Origin of the sequence: uncultured Megasphaera sp., assembly GCF_900539295.1 — a bacterium.
Lineage (GTDB): Bacteria > Bacillota > Negativicutes > Veillonellales > Megasphaeraceae > Megasphaera.
Genome location: NZ_UQBH01000038.1, coordinates 1 through 16,318 on the forward strand (window position 1 = coordinate 1; position 16,318 = coordinate 16,318).

14 protein-coding genes and 1 pseudogene are annotated in these 16,318 nt (G+C 52.9%); 14 read left to right on the top strand and 1 reads right to left on the bottom strand.

All coding sequences use genetic code 11. From position 1 onward, the window contains the following. The first annotated feature begins 152 nt into the window (after positions 1–152). The 14 genes from QZQ46_RS10075 to QZQ46_RS10140 all read left to right on the top strand — a co-directional run bounded on the left by QZQ46_RS10075 (position 153) and on the right by QZQ46_RS10140 (position 15,796). Positions 153–1,331, top strand: coding sequence for a PIN/TRAM domain-containing protein (locus tag QZQ46_RS10075; protein ID WP_296829537.1), 1,179 nt, complete (start codon positions 153–155; stop codon positions 1,329–1,331). A gap of 9 nt (positions 1,332–1,340) precedes the next feature. After that, positions 1,341–2,501 (top strand): 2-C-methyl-D-erythritol 4-phosphate cytidylyltransferase, encoded by a 1,161-nt coding sequence (gene ispD, locus QZQ46_RS10080; RefSeq protein WP_296829539.1) that lies wholly within the window; start codon positions 1,341–1,343, stop codon positions 2,499–2,501. 30 nt (positions 2,502–2,531) lie between these two features. Further along, a complete protein-coding gene (gene gltX / locus QZQ46_RS10085; RefSeq protein WP_296829543.1) occupies positions 2,532–3,992 on the top strand; it encodes a glutamate--tRNA ligase in 1,461 nt (486 codons plus the stop codon). A gap of 348 nt (positions 3,993–4,340) precedes the next feature. After that, positions 4,341–5,786: a cysteine--tRNA ligase gene (gene cysS, locus QZQ46_RS10090; protein ID WP_296829546.1), complete on the top strand. Its 1,446-nt coding sequence runs from the start codon at positions 4,341–4,343 to the stop codon at positions 5,784–5,786. After that, positions 5,783–6,268, top strand: coding sequence for a Mini-ribonuclease 3 (locus QZQ46_RS10095; RefSeq protein WP_296829549.1), 486 nt, complete (start codon positions 5,783–5,785; stop codon positions 6,266–6,268). The genes cysS and QZQ46_RS10095 overlap by 4 nt, the downstream gene beginning before the upstream one ends. Further along, a complete protein-coding gene (gene rlmB, locus QZQ46_RS10100) occupies positions 6,265–7,017 on the top strand; it encodes a 23S rRNA (guanosine(2251)-2'-O)-methyltransferase RlmB (protein ID WP_296829552.1) in 753 nt (250 codons plus the stop codon). Before QZQ46_RS10095 ends, rlmB begins: the two co-directional genes overlap by 4 nt. 14 nt (positions 7,018–7,031) lie before the next feature. Further along, complete coding sequence (sigH, locus tag QZQ46_RS10105) at positions 7,032–7,739, top strand: RNA polymerase sporulation sigma factor SigH (protein ID WP_296829555.1); 708 nt, start codon at positions 7,032–7,034, stop codon at positions 7,737–7,739. Positions 7,740–7,783: 44 nt separating this feature from the next. Further along, positions 7,784–8,020 (top strand): preprotein translocase subunit SecG, encoded by a 237-nt coding sequence (gene secG, locus QZQ46_RS10110; RefSeq protein WP_296829558.1) that lies wholly within the window; start codon positions 7,784–7,786, stop codon positions 8,018–8,020. A 69-nt stretch (positions 8,021–8,089) separates the two neighbouring features. Further along, entirely contained in the window at positions 8,090–10,438 is a 2,349-nt protein-coding gene (rnr, locus tag QZQ46_RS10115; protein ID WP_296829561.1) for a ribonuclease R, read from the top strand. A gap of 12 nt (positions 10,439–10,450) precedes the next feature. Then, complete coding sequence (gene smpB / locus QZQ46_RS10120; RefSeq protein WP_296829564.1) at positions 10,451–10,924, top strand: SsrA-binding protein SmpB; 474 nt, start codon at positions 10,451–10,453, stop codon at positions 10,922–10,924. A 19-nt stretch (positions 10,925–10,943) separates the two neighbouring features. Continuing rightward, complete coding sequence (locus QZQ46_RS10125) at positions 10,944–11,273, top strand: hypothetical protein (RefSeq protein WP_296829567.1); 330 nt, start codon at positions 10,944–10,946, stop codon at positions 11,271–11,273. A 26-nt stretch (positions 11,274–11,299) separates the two neighbouring features. Then, a complete protein-coding gene (gene polA, locus QZQ46_RS10130) occupies positions 11,300–13,879 on the top strand; it encodes a DNA polymerase I (protein ID WP_296829571.1) in 2,580 nt (859 codons plus the stop codon). 8 nt (positions 13,880–13,887) lie between these two features. Next, positions 13,888–14,712: a bifunctional DNA-formamidopyrimidine glycosylase/DNA-(apurinic or apyrimidinic site) lyase gene (mutM, locus tag QZQ46_RS10135; protein WP_296829575.1), complete on the top strand. Its 825-nt coding sequence runs from the start codon at positions 13,888–13,890 to the stop codon at positions 14,710–14,712. A gap of 250 nt (positions 14,713–14,962) precedes the next feature. Then, positions 14,963–15,796: an alpha/beta hydrolase gene (locus QZQ46_RS10140; protein ID WP_296829579.1), complete on the top strand. Its 834-nt coding sequence runs from the start codon at positions 14,963–14,965 to the stop codon at positions 15,794–15,796. 131 nt (positions 15,797–15,927) lie between these two features. Here QZQ46_RS10140 and QZQ46_RS10145 read toward each other — a convergent pair. Further along, positions 15,928–16,318, bottom strand: a pseudogene (locus QZQ46_RS10145) (hypothetical protein); the annotation flags it as partial.

Consider the following 16,318-nt stretch of genomic DNA (forward strand, 5'->3'; position numbering starts at 1 on the left):
AGAGATCTCCGTTTGTGTCTCTTTTTATATGTCCGAATTCATTATACAATCAACCCAAAAAACTTTACGGGGCAATTGTGGTACATTGCCCGGAAATGTGGTAAACTAGTACAGTTACAATGAGATGTGGAGAGAGAGGTGTCTTTTACGTTATGGAAGATAAAACGAGTTCGGACTATAAAGGACGGAAATCGAAGAAATTTAACGCCCGCATTGTAGCTGATAATATCATGAAGGGCGTCATCATGCTGATCATGGTGGTCATTTTTGTCATGATTGCCGATCAGCTCATCGGGACTCCTTTTATCAGTGCGGAAATTGAAGGTGAATTTTTCCACGGCAGCATTTTTGGAACGACCATCATGGCCGTCATGACCTACATCATCGGCATCATTCTCGGTGCTCTCGTAGGCTATGGCATTTCGCCTTTTGCGCTGCGCCTTATTTGGGCTGCCATTCATCGTATCGAATTAGGACTCAACGATTTTGAAAGCCAGGATATCATTGTCGGGACGTTAGGTTTGCTTTTTGGACTTATTATTGCAAATTTAATTGGATTGGCCTTCGCTCGACTGCCGATTATTGGCGCTTACGGACCGATCGTATTCAATATCGTCTTTGGGTACGCCGGCATGAGCATTGCCGTCCGCAAGAAGAGTGAAATCATCGCCCTCGTGGGGAACTTGCGCCTGGGCAGGCCTAACAAGGAGCACAGCAAGCGCAGGGAACCGGAATTTTCCGGGAAACTCCTCGATACGAGCGCCATCATCGACGGCCGCATTGCCGAAATCTGCAGCACCGGTTTTCTCGAAGGCCCGCTGCTGGTTCCCGTATTCGTCTTGGAAGAACTTCAGCTCATTGCCGATTCGTCGGATCTGCTGAAGCGGAATAAGGGCCGCCGCGGCCTCGATATCTTGAAGCAGATGCAGGAAGATAACTACGTCGAGGTTCGCATCATCAATGACAATTTTGACGACGTCCAGGGCGTCGACTCCAAGCTCGTCCGCCTGGGCCGCAAGATCAATGCCAAGGTCGTCACCAATGACTACAACCTGAACAAGGTCGCCGGTCTGCAGGGCGTAGCTGTCCTCAATATCAACGATTTAGCTAATGCTTTAAAGCCGGCCCGCGTTCCCGGTGAGCAGATGAATGTCCTCATCGTCAAGGCCGGGAAGGAAGAAAACCAAGGTGTTGCCTACCTCGATGACGGAACGATGATCGTCGTCGAAGACGGCCAGAAATATATCGGCTCTACTATGCCGGTTACGGTCACGTCTGTCCTGCAGACGTCGGCCGGGCGCATGATATTCGTTAAAATCGCAAATGAGTAGGTGAAATGTGTGAAAGTATCTGTCATCGTGGTAGCGGCCGGCACAGGGAGCCGCTTCGGTTACGAGCGGAATAAGCTCTTTTATCCGCTGTGCGGCGAACCGGTGCTGACCCATACCCTGAGGAACATCTTCGCTGCCCGCTCGGTTCATGAAGTGGTCATCGTCCATTCCCGCATCGATACCAAGGAAATCCGCCGTATTGTCGATGATCTCCATCCTATCCAGCCCGTTCGCTATACCTTTGGAGGGGCTGAACGGGAAGATTCGGTGTATAATGGATTACTTGCCGCTAGTCCCGATATGGACGTCGTCATGGTTCACGACGGAGCCCGTCCCTTTGCGCCTCCCGATTGGTATGATCAGGGGGCGGTCATGATGGAGACGGCCCGGGCGGCGATTTACGGCATTCCTTTAAAGGATACGGTCAAGGTCCGCGGCGAAGACGGCCGCCTGCATACGCTGAACCGCAGTCGTTTGGTGGCGGCCCAGACACCGCAGATTTTCCATCGTGACTTACTGATGGAAGCCCATAAACAGGCGCGGCTGAAAGGCCTTAAGGCGACGGATGATGCCGCCCTCGTCGAGGCCATGGGCGTTCCCGTCGTCATCCTCGAAGGCAGTGATAAGAATCGCAAAGTGACGACGCGCGACGACATTCCCATCCTGTCCCTATATCTGAAAGGGCGGGAGGTTCAGCGCATCGGCACGGGCTATGACGTCCACCGTTTAGTAAAAGGGCGGAAGCTCATTCTCGGCGGCGTCGAGATCCCCTTTGACCGCGGCCTCGAGGGTCATTCTGATGCCGACGTCCTCATTCACGCCGTCATGGACGCCCTGTTGGGAGCGGCAGGTCTTCGTGATATCGGGACCTATTTCCCCGATACGGATCAAAACTTTAAAGACATTTCCAGCTTAGTTTTGTTGTCAAAAGTCCGCCATCTCTTACAGGAAAAGTGCTGCCGCATCGTCAATCTTGACGTGACCTTGTTGGCACAGCAGCCGAAGGTCAAACCTTTTGTGCCGCAGATGATTGAAAATATTGCCGAGGCCCTGCGAATTTCTAAGTCGGCCGTCTCCGTCAAGGCGACGACGACCGAAACCTTAGGCTTCGTCGGCCGGGAAGAGGGCATGGCTGCCCAGGCGGCTGCCATGATCCTAAGCTATCAATAATAGTAAGTACGCATTTAGGAGGAATTTTTTATGTCACAGGAAGTACGCGTTCGTTTTGCTCCGAGCCCGACGGGACCGTTCCACATCGGCGGCGCCCGTTCGGCACTGTTCAACTACCTTGTCGCCAAACACACGGGCGGCAAGTTCGTCGTCCGCATCGAAGATACGGACCGCAAACGTTCGACGTCCGAATCGGAAGAAAATATTAAAGAAGCTTTGAAATGGCTGGGCATTACCTGGGATGAAGGTATCGATGTCGGCGGATCCGACGGCCCGTACCGCCAGACCGAACGCCTGGACATTTATCAGAAATATACGGACAAGCTCTTGGCCGAAGGCAAAGCCTACTACTGTTTCTGCACGCCGGAAGAACTGGAAGCTGAAAAAAATGCTCAGCTTGCCAAAGGCGAAACGCCGGTATACTCGGGAAAATGCGCCGATCTTCCGAAAGAAACGGTCGAACAGTACTTAAAAGAAGGCCGTCCCCACGTCATCCGCATTAAGACGCCGAAAAATGAAATGATTGAACTCGACGACCTGGTCCGGGGCCACGTATCCTTCGACTCCAATAACGTCGGCGACTTCGTCATCGTCAAATCGGACGGCATTCCGGTCTACAACTACTGCGTCGTCCTCGACGATGCCTTGATGCACATCACTCACGTCATCCGTGCGGAAGAACATCTGTCCAACACGCCGCGGCAGCTCGTCATTTACAAGGCCTTGGGCTTCGATGCACCGCAGTTTGCTCACGTATCGCTGATCCTCGGCGCGGACAAGAAGAAGATGAGTAAGCGTCACGGCGCCACCTCGGTTCAGCAGTACCGCGACATGGGCTATCTTCCCGATGCCCTGGTAAACTTCCTGGCTCTCCTCGGCTGGACGCCGGACAGCGATCAGGAAATCTTCAGCCGCGACGAATTGAATGAACAGTTCTCCTTGAGCCGCGTCGCTAAGAATCCGGCCGTCTTTGACATTGAAAAGTTGAACTGGATCAACTTCCATTACATGAAAGAACTCGATGAAGATGCGCTCTACACCCTGTGCCTGCCCCATCTCCAAAAGGCCGGTTATGCCAGTGAAAACCCGGACAGTGCCGAAGCCGCTTGGCTCAAAGCCGTCTGCGCTGCCATGCGTGAACACGTTCAGTACGGGGCTCAGATCGTCGACGCCGCCAAGGTCTTCTTTACGGAAGACTTTGCTCCGGAAAACGAAGAAACGGCAGCTGTCCTTGCTGAAGAAACAGCACCGGCAGTTCTCTCCATGTTCCGCGACGAACTGAAGGCCCTCGACGAAGTCACGCCCGATACGGTACAGCCCTTATTCAAAAAGATTCAAAAGGGTCTCAAAGTAAAAGGGAAATTTGTCTACATGCCAATCCGCGTGGCCATTACCGGCGTCATGCACGGCCCCGATTTGAACGTCATCGTCGCCCTCATGGGCCGCGATAAAGTTTTGAATCGCCTGAATGCAAGCCTTGACAATAAATAATGATTGTCTCTTGACAGATAACTGATTATTAGGTACTATATACGTACATATTAATTAATAACATGTATCAAATAGTATGTTTGAATACGCATCTGCGATGAGCAAAATGAGTTGCAGTGGCATCCGCCAGAGAGAAAAAGCCGTGGCTGAGAGCTTTTTCAGGTCATAAGACTGCAATGCTGCCTTTGTGAGCAGGCCGGGTGAATGGAGTAATCCGGTCCGGGTGCGCCCGTTACTGCGCAGCAAAGATTACGGCTGTGCCGTAAAAACAGAGTGGAACCGCGGGCCACCGTCTCTGTCATAAGGGATGGTGGCTTTTTTGGTTTATTTTTTCAGGGGGGAAACAGTATGAGAGAACTGAAAGTATACAATACGCTGACTCGTAAAAAGGAGACCTTCGTTCCCGTCACACCGGGCCAGGTCAAGATGTATGTTTGTGGTATTACGCCGTATAACCATTCCCACATGGGGAATGCCCGTCCTTTCGTAACTTGGGACGTCATCCAGCGTTACTTGGAACACCTCGGCTATGAAGTCACGCATATCCAGAACTTTACCGACGTCGATGACAAGATCATCAATGCTGCCAACGGTGAAGGCGTCAGCTGGGATACGATTTCCAACCGCTACATTGCGGCTTACTTCGATGTCATGGACAAACTCCACATCCGTCGGGCTGACCGCTATCCCCGTGTTTCGGAACACATGGATGACATCATCGAAATGGTACAGGGCCTGGTCGACAAGGGCGACGCTTACGTCATCGACAATGACGTCTATTACAGCGTCGAAAAATTCGACGACTACGGTGAACTGAGCGGCCGCAGCCTGGACGACATGGAAGCCGGCGCCCGCGTCGACGTCGACGACCGCAAGCATAATCCCATGGACTTTGCCCTCTGGAAGGGCGCTAAACCGGGTGAACCGGCATGGGACAGCCCCTGGGGGAAAGGCCGCCCGGGCTGGCATATCGAATGCTCGGCTATGAGCCATAAATACCTCGGCGATACCTTTGACTTCCACGGCGGCGGCAGCGACCTCATTTTCCCGCACCATGAAAATGAAATTGCCCAGTCCGAAGCCTTTACGGGTAAGAAACCGATGGTTAAATACTGGCTGCATAACGGCTTCATTACCATTAACTCTGAAAAAATGAGCAAGTCCTTGAATAACTTCTTCTTAGTCAAAGACGTCCTGGCTCATTACAGCCCTGACGCTCTTCGTTTCTTCCTCATTTCCAACCACTATCGCAGCCCCTTGGACTTCAGCGATGAACGGTTGGACGAAATGACGCGCAGCCTGGATCGCTTGGGAACGGCCATCGACAACGTCTTGGAACTCCTTGAAATGCCGGCCGGCAGCAAGTCTCCAGAAGCGGAACAGCTTTTGGCAGCTGCCAAGAAAGACGAAGATGACTTTGAAACGGCTATGTGCGACGATTTCAACACGGCTCTGGCCAGTGCTGCCATGTTCGACTTGGCCAAGAACGTCAACATCTATAAAAATGCCGTCGTCACCAACGACGTTCCCGTCGACTCTTCGGTCGTGTCCGAAGTCAAACGAATCTTCAAGACCTTTACGGACATCCTCGGTATCCTTGAAGAACGCTGGGAAGGGCAGAAAGCCAATGCCAGCAGCAAGGACTACGACGATTTGATGCAGGTCATCCTCGACGTCCGTCAGGAATGCCGCGTTCAGAAGCAGTTTGCCCTGGCTGATGCCATCCGCAACAAGCTGGCAGCTCTCGGCATTACCATCGAAGATTCTCCCCAGGGAGCGCGCTGGAAAAAGTGAAATTCAAACAACTCCAAGCTTTAAAAAAACGGGCTTATCAGGCCTTTGCCGAAGGCAAGCGCCTCGATGTCCCTGAAAATGATGCAGCCCATCTCGATTCTATCAACCTGGCTTTTGTCGGCGATGCCTATTATGCCCTGACCCTGCGCAAACGCCTGGTTGAGACGGGAATTCCCCAGGTCCAGGTCCTCCACGGCCTGGCGGCGGAATTCGTGTCGGCCAAGGCTCAGGCCTGGGTCTACCGCCGGATTCGCGATCGTCTGACAGAAGAAGAAAAAATGGTCTGTCAACGAGCTCGCAATGCCCATACCATGGCGCCTAAAAGTGCAACCGTTGCCGAATACCACGACAGTACGGCACTGGAAGCGCTGGTCGGCTTTTTAGTCATGGCCGGACAGGAGACACGGCTGGCCGAGATTATGGAACTGATTTATGAAGAAACAAAGGCTTACTGCAGCCAAACCAGAGGAGGCATGGAATGAGCGCGGATACACTTATCATCGGCCGCAACAGCGTTACCGAGGCCTTGAAGGCCGGCCGGTCCATTACCAAGATATACGTCGCTTCGGGCAATGAAACGAAGCCCTTGCAGCGGATTCGCGACCTTGCGTCTGACCAGGACATCCTCGTCGAAGAAGCGCCGCTGAAGGTCCTGAACCGACTGGCGCCGGACAACCGTCACCAAGGGGTCATCGCCTTTGCCAAGGCCGTGGAATATGCCGATTTGACGGACGTCCTCATCGCAGCCGATGAAAAGGGGAAGGTTCCCTTTTTGGTCCTTCTCGACGGCTTGGAAGACGTCCACAACGTAGGGGCTATTATCCGGACTGCCGAATGTGCCGGCGCCGATGCCGTCCTCCTGCCGAAACGCCGGTCGGCACCGATTAATGAAACTGTCGGCAAGACGTCGGCCGGAGCCGTCGAATACCTGCCTTTAGTGCAAATCGGGAATATTACCCAGACGCTGAAACAACTCAAAAAACGGGGGTTTTGGGTTATCGGCGCCGACATGGACGGTGAAACGGATTACTTCCACAGCTCTTTGACCGATCCCGTTGTCCTCGTTATCGGAAGCGAGGGGCGGGGGATTTCCCATTTAGTCAAGGAGACCTGCGACGTCTTGGTCCAGATTCCCATGTTCGGCCACGTCAATTCTCTAAACGCCTCCGTAGCAGCGGCACTGCTCATGTATGAAGTCGTGCGCCAGCGTCAGGCGAATACTATCCAATAAGCGAGGTGTCGATAATGCAGGCAGCGTCTCATGCAACCGGAAATGACCGCTTTGCAGGCATGACTGATGAAGAAATCGTCAGTATTGCCCAATCCGAAAAGGATGGGCAGGCTACCGATTATATCGTCCATAAGTACCGCAACTTTGTGAAATCCAAGGCTCGTGCCTATTTTCTCGTCGGTGCCGATCGGGATGACATCATCCAGGAAGGGATGATCGGCCTCTATAAGGCGACGCGGGATTTTCGCGGTGATAAATTATCGTCCTTTCGGGCCTTTGCCGAATTGTGCATTACTCGCCAGATCATTACGGCCATCAAGACGGCAACGCGGCAGAAACATATACCCCTCAACTCTTATGTATCCCTCAATAAGCCGATTTATGAAGAAGATTCCGACCGGACCCTGCAGGATATCCTGTCAGGCATTCGCGTCAGCGACCCGGAAGAACTCATCATCGGACGGGAAGAATTCAACGACATCGAGCTGAAGATGAATGAAATCCTCAGTGACCTCGAATGGAACGTCCTGACGGCTTATTTAGACGGAAAATCATATAATGAAATGTCACGAGAGCTCCATCGCCATGTAAAATCCATCGATAATGCCCTCCAGCGGGTAAAGCGCAAGCTGGAACACTATCTGGAAACACGCAATGAAGAGGAAGAAACAGAAAAGATTGAGAAAGAGCCGAAATCAGCTATTGATAGAAAGGCTAAATAAGTGTACAATAATACTGTTAGCGTCATTGTGTGAGGAGGATTAACGTGATCACAGCATTAGAAATCATCGTTGTCATTTTGGCACTGCTCATCATCGGTGTTGTCGTAGCACAGAAGAGCAAGACCCAGGGGATGGGTGCGGGTTTTGGCGGCGGTGCCGATGACCTGTTCGGCAGTCGTGCCCGCGGCATGGATGCCTTGCTTTCCAAAATGACTATCGTCTTGTCGGTATTGTTTGCTGTCTGTACCTTCGTGTTGGGCAGATTGATGCATACCTTTTAATGAAACTCATGAGGGCTGTCGCATATGCGGCGGCTCTTTTTTATAAGCGGACATGTCGGGAGGAGCACTATGGATTTAAAGCTGGCTCATGATATAATAAATATATGTACTGCCATGGCCCCCGAAGGGGCGACCGTCGAAGACTGTGCCGAACAGCTCGGCATTGCCGGTGCCAGACTGGCTGACGTATTTGAAACATTTGATGAATTGGTGAGGAGTGAGAAGCTCATGAGAATCACAGGCGATCGATACATCGCTGCCAAAACGCCGCAAGAAATTACCGGTATCTATAAGGGATATACACCGACCTTCGGGTTTGTCATCAGCGAAGATCTGACGGAGGACGTCTACATTTCCGAGCAGAACCGCAATACGGCGATGAACAACGATAAGGTTACGGTCCGTATCATCCATGCCGGGAACGGCCGCCATAAACAGGAAGGGGAAATCATTTCCATCGTCGAACGGGCCAATCAGACCCTGGTCGGCACCTTCCAGCTCGAAAAGCACAGTGCCTTTGTTAAGCCCGATGATGAACGGATTCGTGAAGATATCTACATCCCTCTCGATAAAACGGGCGGTGCTCGCAGCAGTGCCCGCGTCTTGGTGACGATTACCAAATGGCCGACGGGAAACCGCAAGGCTGAAGGGGAAGTGACGGAAGTCCTGGGCTATAACGGCGACCGCGATCTCGACATCAAGGTTATCATGGCTCGTCACGGCCTGCCCTTTGCTTTTCCGGAAGAAGTAACCAAAGAAGCCGACGCCATCGATCAGACCGTCGTTCTTGAAGAAGGCCGCCGCGACTACCGTGACCGTCAGCTCATCACCATCGACAGCGAAGATGCCAAGGACCTTGACGATGCCATCGACGTCGAAAAGCTCCCTAACGGCCATTTCCGACTGGGCGTCTATATTGCCGACGTCAGCTACTACGTCCGGCCCCGTTCGGCCATCGATGAAGAAGCCTATCAGCGAGGAACCAGTGTCTACCTCGTCGACCGGGTCATTCCCATGCTTCCCGAAGTCCTGTCGAACGGCATCTGCAGCCTCAATGCCGGTGAGGACCGCTATTCCATGACCTGCGTCATGGAAATCGATGAAAAGGGCAAGGTCGTCAAATCGGAAATCGGACCGGCCGTCATTCGCGTCAAACGCCGCTGTAATTACGTGGAAGTCCGCAAAGCCCTCGTCGACGGCATCATCCCCGATGATTTGCAGCCCTTCATGCCCATGCTTCGGGACTTGCAGGAACTGTCGACGATCTTAAAGAATATGCGCCTTCGCCGCGGAGCCATCGACTTCGATTTCCCGGAATACAAGGTCATCCTCGATCCGGAAGGCGTGCCCCTTCGCTTAGAAAAACGGGAACGGACCATGGCGGAACAGATCGTTGAAGAAAGCATGCTCATTGCCAACGAAACCGTGTCCTGCTATCTCCGGGACAGCGAAAATCCTTCGGTTTACCGAATTCACGAAATTCCCGAACCGGAACGGCTGGACATGATGCGCACCGTCCTTTCCAGCTTCAACCTGCCCGTCCCCGATTCGGAACACGTTAAACCGGCCGATTTCCAGAAACTCTTGGAAAGCACGAAGGGGACTGATGAAGCCGCCGTTGTTCAGACCATCGCCCTGCGCTCCATGCAGCAGGCCCGATACGCTACGGCCAATGCCGGTCACTTCGGCCTGGCTTCGGATTGCTATACCCACTTCACGTCGCCGATTCGCCGCTACCCGGACCTCATGGTCCATCGCCTTATTCGCCAGTATCAGCGTCGCGGCAAACTGCGTGAAGAAGAAGCGCAGCAGTCCTTGTCGTTCCACACCATGGCTGCCAATCAGGCCAGCTCGCGGGAACGCATTGCCGTCGAAGCCGAACGGGAAACGGATGACCTCAAGAAATGCCAGTACATGCTGCCCTTTATCGGCCAGCCTTTTGAAGCCCACGTTACGGGCATCACGTCCTTCGGCCTCTTTGTAGGCCTTGAAAACGGCATTGAAGGGTTGATCCATATCTCCCTGCTGACCGATGATACCTATGAATTCGACGAAGCCTCGTATACCCTGCGGGGACAGTTCGGCGGCAAGGTCTACCGCCTCGGCGACGCCATGGAAGTCACCCTGGCTCAGGTCAATGTGGAAAAAGGTGAAATCGACTTCGTTCCCGGCCGTTATGAATCGCTGGAAGACGTCCAAAAACTGATGGCTGCCAGCAGTGAACGGCGCCATAAGCGTAAAGGCGGCAGCGACAACAAAGAAGGAAAGACCAAGCGCAATTGGTTTGACGGCGCAGGCGGCTCGAAGAAAGATAAAAAGAAAGATAAGAAGATCCGCAAGGATAAGAAAAACAGCCGTAAAAACGTCCGCAAAGGAAAGAATACCAAAGTGCGCCGCAATAAAAAGAGCAAGAAGTAGGAGGAATCACGAGTGTCAACATCACCGACTAAAGGTGTGAAATATATTACGGATAACCGCAAGGCCCGTCACGATTATTTTATTCATGAAACGTATGAAGCCGGTATCGCCCTGACCGGTACGGAAGTAAAATCCCTGCGTCAGGGCAAGGTCAATTTGAAAGACAGCTTCTGCCGCATTGAAAACAGCGAAGCCCTGCTCCTGGGCATGCATATCAGCCCGTATGAGCAGGGAAACCGCTTCAATCACGATCCCTTGAGGACGCGCAAGCTCTTGCTCCACAAGTATGAAATCATCAAGCTGTTGGGCAAGATTCAGGAAAAGGGCTACACCCTCATTCCGCTCAACCTGTACTTTAAGAAAGGGAAGGTCAAAGTGACCGTTGCCTTAGCGACAGGGAAGAAATTGTACGATAAACGCCAGGCCTTGGCTGAAAAAGAGGCGAAACGCGATATTGAACGCCGTATGAAAACCAGAAATTACTAAGGATAAGGAGTACTATGCTATGAATTCAGAAGATCCCAAAATTCTCTCGGATCGCGAACGAGATAATTTCAGCGGACCGACCATCGACCAAGACGGCACGGTCCATGACCAGCAGTCCCTCTATGAGGAACGGATGCGGGAACAGCAGGACGCGCAGCAGCAGCAAATCCATATCGTGACCAGCGGTTTGTCGTGGCGCGTAAAATTAGCTCTCGGCGTTATCGTGTTCTGCGTCGTCGCCGTCATCATCGGTGCACTGGGACTCATCATCGTCGCCATGCCCTATCTGCTCGGCATCTTTGTCATTTACTGCCTGTACAGCATTCTCAGCTCCGTCTTGCACCGCTAGATTATATTACAGAAAGGGCGTAGGGTATGAAAGAAAACATCGTCATCATCGACGGCAGCAGCCTGCTCTATCGGGCTTTTTTTGCCATTCCCCATCTGAGTGATCCTCAGGGGCGGCCGACGAATGCCGTCTATGGTTTTTTGAATATGTTATTGAAGCTTTACAGCGAACTCGACCCGGCGTACGTCGCCGTCGCCTTCGACAAGGGAAAGTACACCTTCCGCAACGACTTGTACGACGGCTATAAGGCCACTCGTAAGGAAGCACCGGACGATCTGCGGCCTCAATTTGCCTTGATTCGCGAAGTCCTCGACTGCCTGGGCATCTCCGTCCTCGAACAGGAAGGCTATGAAGGGGACGACATCATCGGAACCCTGGCGAAAAACATGGCGGCTGAAGGCTATGCCGTCGACGTCGTTACCGGTGACCGCGACGCCCTCCAGCTGGTCACCGACGACGTTACGGTTTACCTGACCAAGAAGGGGATTACCCAGATGTTGGCCGTCACACCGGCTGTCATGGAAGCGGAATACGGCTATACGCCGGATCAGGTCATCGAAATGAAGGCCCTCATGGGCGATACGGCCGACAACATCCCCGGTGTTCCCGGTGTCGGCGAAAAGACGGCCCTGAAGCTGATTTCCCAATTCGGCAGTGTCGCCGGCGTCTACGAACACTTAGACGATGTAAAAGGAAAAAAGCTTCAAGAAAAACTGGCGGATAACAAGGATAAGGCCCTGTTGTCCAAAGATTTGGCGACCATTCGCTGCGACCTCGAACTCTCGTATACGATCGATCAGTTTCAGCCTCAGCCTCGCCAGGCCGATGTCGCCGAGCTCTTTAAGAGCCTGGGCTTCCGCAATCTCTTGGAACGCTTTGCCGCCTTTGACCGTTTTTCTCATCTCGATAATGGAAGTGAGTCCGAAGAAGCCGCCGTCACGACCGTCGAGGCTCCGTCGGCAGACAGCCTGAAAGGGAAGACCGTTGCCGTCGCTGCCGAATTCGATGATCATCAGCCCGTTCCCGGCATTACGGGACTTGCCATGGCAACGGAAGAAGGGGCCTTTACCGTTCCTGAAAAAGACTATAAAGCCTACCTCGCAGCTTTGCCTGACGCCAAAGCTGTCATTACGGCTGACGGCAAGAACCTCACCAAAGCAGTTTCGGCTGTGTCTTCGGGACGCCTGCCCTTAAAGGACATCATCTTGGCAGCCTATCTGTTGGATCCGACGCGGACGTCTTACGGCCTGACCTATATTTCAGAAACCTTCGACGTCAGCCTTCAGGAACCGGCCGACGACGATGTACAGCGGCTCATCAGCGATGCTGCCTTTGCCCTTGCCGTTTGGCCGAAAGTTGAAACCCAGCTGAACGAAGCGTCTTTGAATGACCTTTATGTTTCCATCGAAGAGCCGTTGGTCCGCACCCTGGCAATCATGGAAATGAACGGCTTTACCGTCGATACGGAACGGCTCATGGCTATGAAGAGCGAGTTATCGACCCAGGCCGATGCCTTGGAAGAAGAAATTTACGACGACGCCGGGGAAACCTTTAACATCAGTTCGCCGAAACAGCTGGGCGTCATCCTCTTTGAAAAATTGAAGCTGCCGGTCATAAAAAAGACCAAGACCGGTTATTCTACGGACAGCTCGGTCCTCGATGCCCTGATGGATCAGCACCCGATGATCGATAAGATCCTCCGCTTCCGGGCTTTGAAGAAGCTCATCTCGACCTATCTCGACGGATTGGAACCGCTCATTTCGCCGGAAACGGGCCGCATCCACACCCATTTTAACCAAATGGTGACGTCGACGGGGCGCCTCAGCAGCTCCGATCCCAACTTGCAGAATATCCCTATCCGGACCGAACAGGGCCGCAAGATACGGTCCATCTTCATTCCCGGCAAGGGCTATGACTACATCGTATCGGGCGACTATTCGCAGATTGAACTGCGCCTCTTGGCACATCTGTCCCAGGACCCGACCATGATCGACGGTTTCCAAAAAGGGCAGGATATCCACCGCCGGACGGCGTCAGAAGTCTTCGGCATTCCTTGGGATGAAGTTACGCCGGAAGCTCGGTCTCATGCCAAGGCCGTCAACTTCGGCATCATTTACGGCATCAGTGACTTCGGTCTGGCCCGCAACATCTCTATTTCCCGCCAAAAAGCCAAGGACTATATCGATTCCTATTTTGCCCGCTACAGCACGATTCACGATTATATGAACGGCCTCATTGAATCGGCTAAACAGAGCGGCATGGCCGTCACCATGTTCGGCCGCCGCCGGGCTTTGCCGGAAATCAACAGCAAGAACTTCACGCGCCGTTCCTTTGCCGAACGGACGGCCATGAATACGCCTATTCAGGGCAGTGCCGCCGACATCATCAAATTGGCCATGAACGCCGTTCAGGAGGAAATCGAAAAACGGAAGCTGAAGAGCAGACTCTTAGTCCAGGTCCATGACGAACTGGTTTTAGAAGTTCCGGCTGGGGAAAAGGATGAAATCGAAACCTTATTAAAAGACACGATGGAACACATCGTCGACCTTTCCGTTCCCCTCGTCGTCGATATTCACAGCGGGGCCAACTGGGAAGAAGCGAAGTAGGTGAGACCATGCCTGAATTGCCTGAAGTAGAAACGATACGGGCCTTTATCGAAAAAAGGGTGCAGCATAAGGTCATCACCGCCATCGACGTATCCCTGCCGCGGCTCATCCGCAATACGACGGCAGAAAATTTCGTTTCGGCCTTGACCGGAACGACCATGGAAGGCGTGATTCGCCGCGGCAAATACCTCTTTCTCCGCTGCAGCGGTCCGTCGTCAATCTTGGTACATCTGCGGATGACGGGCAGCCTCCTCTATGAAGATCAGCCCGGCGAATATGCCGGACGGGCCGTCCATATCGTTTTTTCTCTTAGCGAAGGGCGACTCCTGTATCGAGATATCCGCACCCTGGGCTGCCTGTGGCTGGTGCCGACAGAGGGACCGACGGGGATAAAGGGCTATGATAACCTCGGCCCCGACGCCATCAGTCCGGCCTTTACGGCAGAGGGACTGTACAAGCTTTTAAAAGGGACGACGAGGCCTGTTAAAACGGTCCTCCTCGATCAGACAAAGGTTGCCGGCATCGGCAATATTTACGTCGATGAGGCCTTGTTCCGCGCCGGCATCCGTCCCGTTCGCCGGGCCCATAAGGTCACGAAGAAGGAAGCGGTAAAGCTCCACGATGCCATTGTGGCTGTCCTGCAGGAAGGCCTCGCACACGGAGGCACGACGATACGGAACTTCATCAGCGGCAACGGCAAGGAAGGGCAGAATCAGGAAAACCTCCGCGTCTACGGCCGTGAAGGGACGCCGTGCACCGTCTGCGGCACGACGATTGAATACGTGAAACTAAACGGCCGCGGCACCCATTACTGTCCGAAATGCCAGAAGTGAGCCCTGGATTTTAGATAAGTCAATATTCTCAACTGCAAAAGGAGCCATCGTCAAGACGGCTCCTTTTTATGTATCTTTGTAAGGGTATTTGCCTGCTTTAGAAATTTCCCTTCGAGGAGATGGTTGTCGGTATTCCATGTTTTTGGGGGAGTTTATATTTAAATATGTAATTATTGACATATTTTTAAGAGCGCGATACAATAGTGATATCGAATCAGATTATATAGCCTTATCGTTAGGAGGTTTTGTTATGCGTCATTTTAAACGAATGTTGGGACTTTCTTTATTGACCGTAGGTCTCTTCGCCGTGGGGACCGGGTTTAGTGCGGCCCAGTCGCAGGACGTGACCATTGACGGCGACCACGGGAAATTGTCTGCTGTCATCCAGCGCCCCGATGGGAAGACATCATATCCCTTGGTCATCATCATGCACGGCTTTACGGCTAATAAGGAGCGGCCTCTTTTGACGAAGCTCGCCGATGACTTGGAAAAAGACGGCATTGCCTCTATTCGTTTCGATTTTAACGGTCATGGGAAGAGTGAAGGCCGGTTCCAAGATATGACCGTCCTCAATGAAATAGAAGACGCCAAAGCCGTCTATGACTATGCCAGTAAATTGCCCGGCGTGACGGGAATCGCCCTGGCCGGTCACTCTCAAGGCGGCGTCGTTGCCAGTATGACGGCCGGCGAACTGGGGACACAGAAGGTCAAGGCCCTGGCCCTCATGGCACCGGCTGCAGTTCTGCGGGAAGATGCTATTCGCGGCCAGCTTTTCGGCCTTCACTACGATCCCCTCAACCCGCCGGAAACCATTCAGGTAGGGGATTATCAGGTCGGTGCCAATTATGTTAAAACGGCCCAGACCCTTCCCATTTATGAAACGGCTTCGCAGTACCAGAGACCGGCCTACATGCTTCACGGCACGGGTGACGTCATTGCGCCTTATACCTACAGCCAGCGCTATCAGCGCATCTACTTTAACGGTCAACTCCATCTCGTCGACGGCGAAGATCACACCTTCAGTCACGATACGGACGGGGCAGCCCGGGCCGTGGCCGATTTTTTCAAAGAACAACTGAAATAGAATCTTTATCTCGGGATTTTTAGCTATAGGAAAAACCAGCACCATGGCGATGTCTGTCGTCATGGTGCTGGTTTTTTGTGTATCTTGTTTTTTAGATTATGCAGAGACTCGGTGTTGAGCGGCCGGTAGCTTTATCGAGCCGCATCCTGGGCAGCAGGGCCGTTCAGGAGGACCGTGTAGTCTTCGTCAGTGATGCGCCGGGCCGGAGGTGTTCCGACGACGCGCAGGGCTTCTTCCAAGTATTTCTTTTCGACGACGATGACCGCCGGCTTATCGCTGTTCCAGAGGGCGTATAATTCATTGCTGCCATAGTACATGCCCGTCCGGTCCGTGTGATGGATGCCAAAGTTCAGTTCACCCATGAAGTTGCCCGTGGCAATGGGCCGGTCTAAGTAATAGACCAGTCCCGGAATGAAGTAGCCGTACATGATGATGAGCGTACTGTCGGGCACGTTCATCTTTTTGATATGGGGTTTACCCTGTTGAGCAGGCCACGCCTGCGAAACGATAATCCACCCGCTA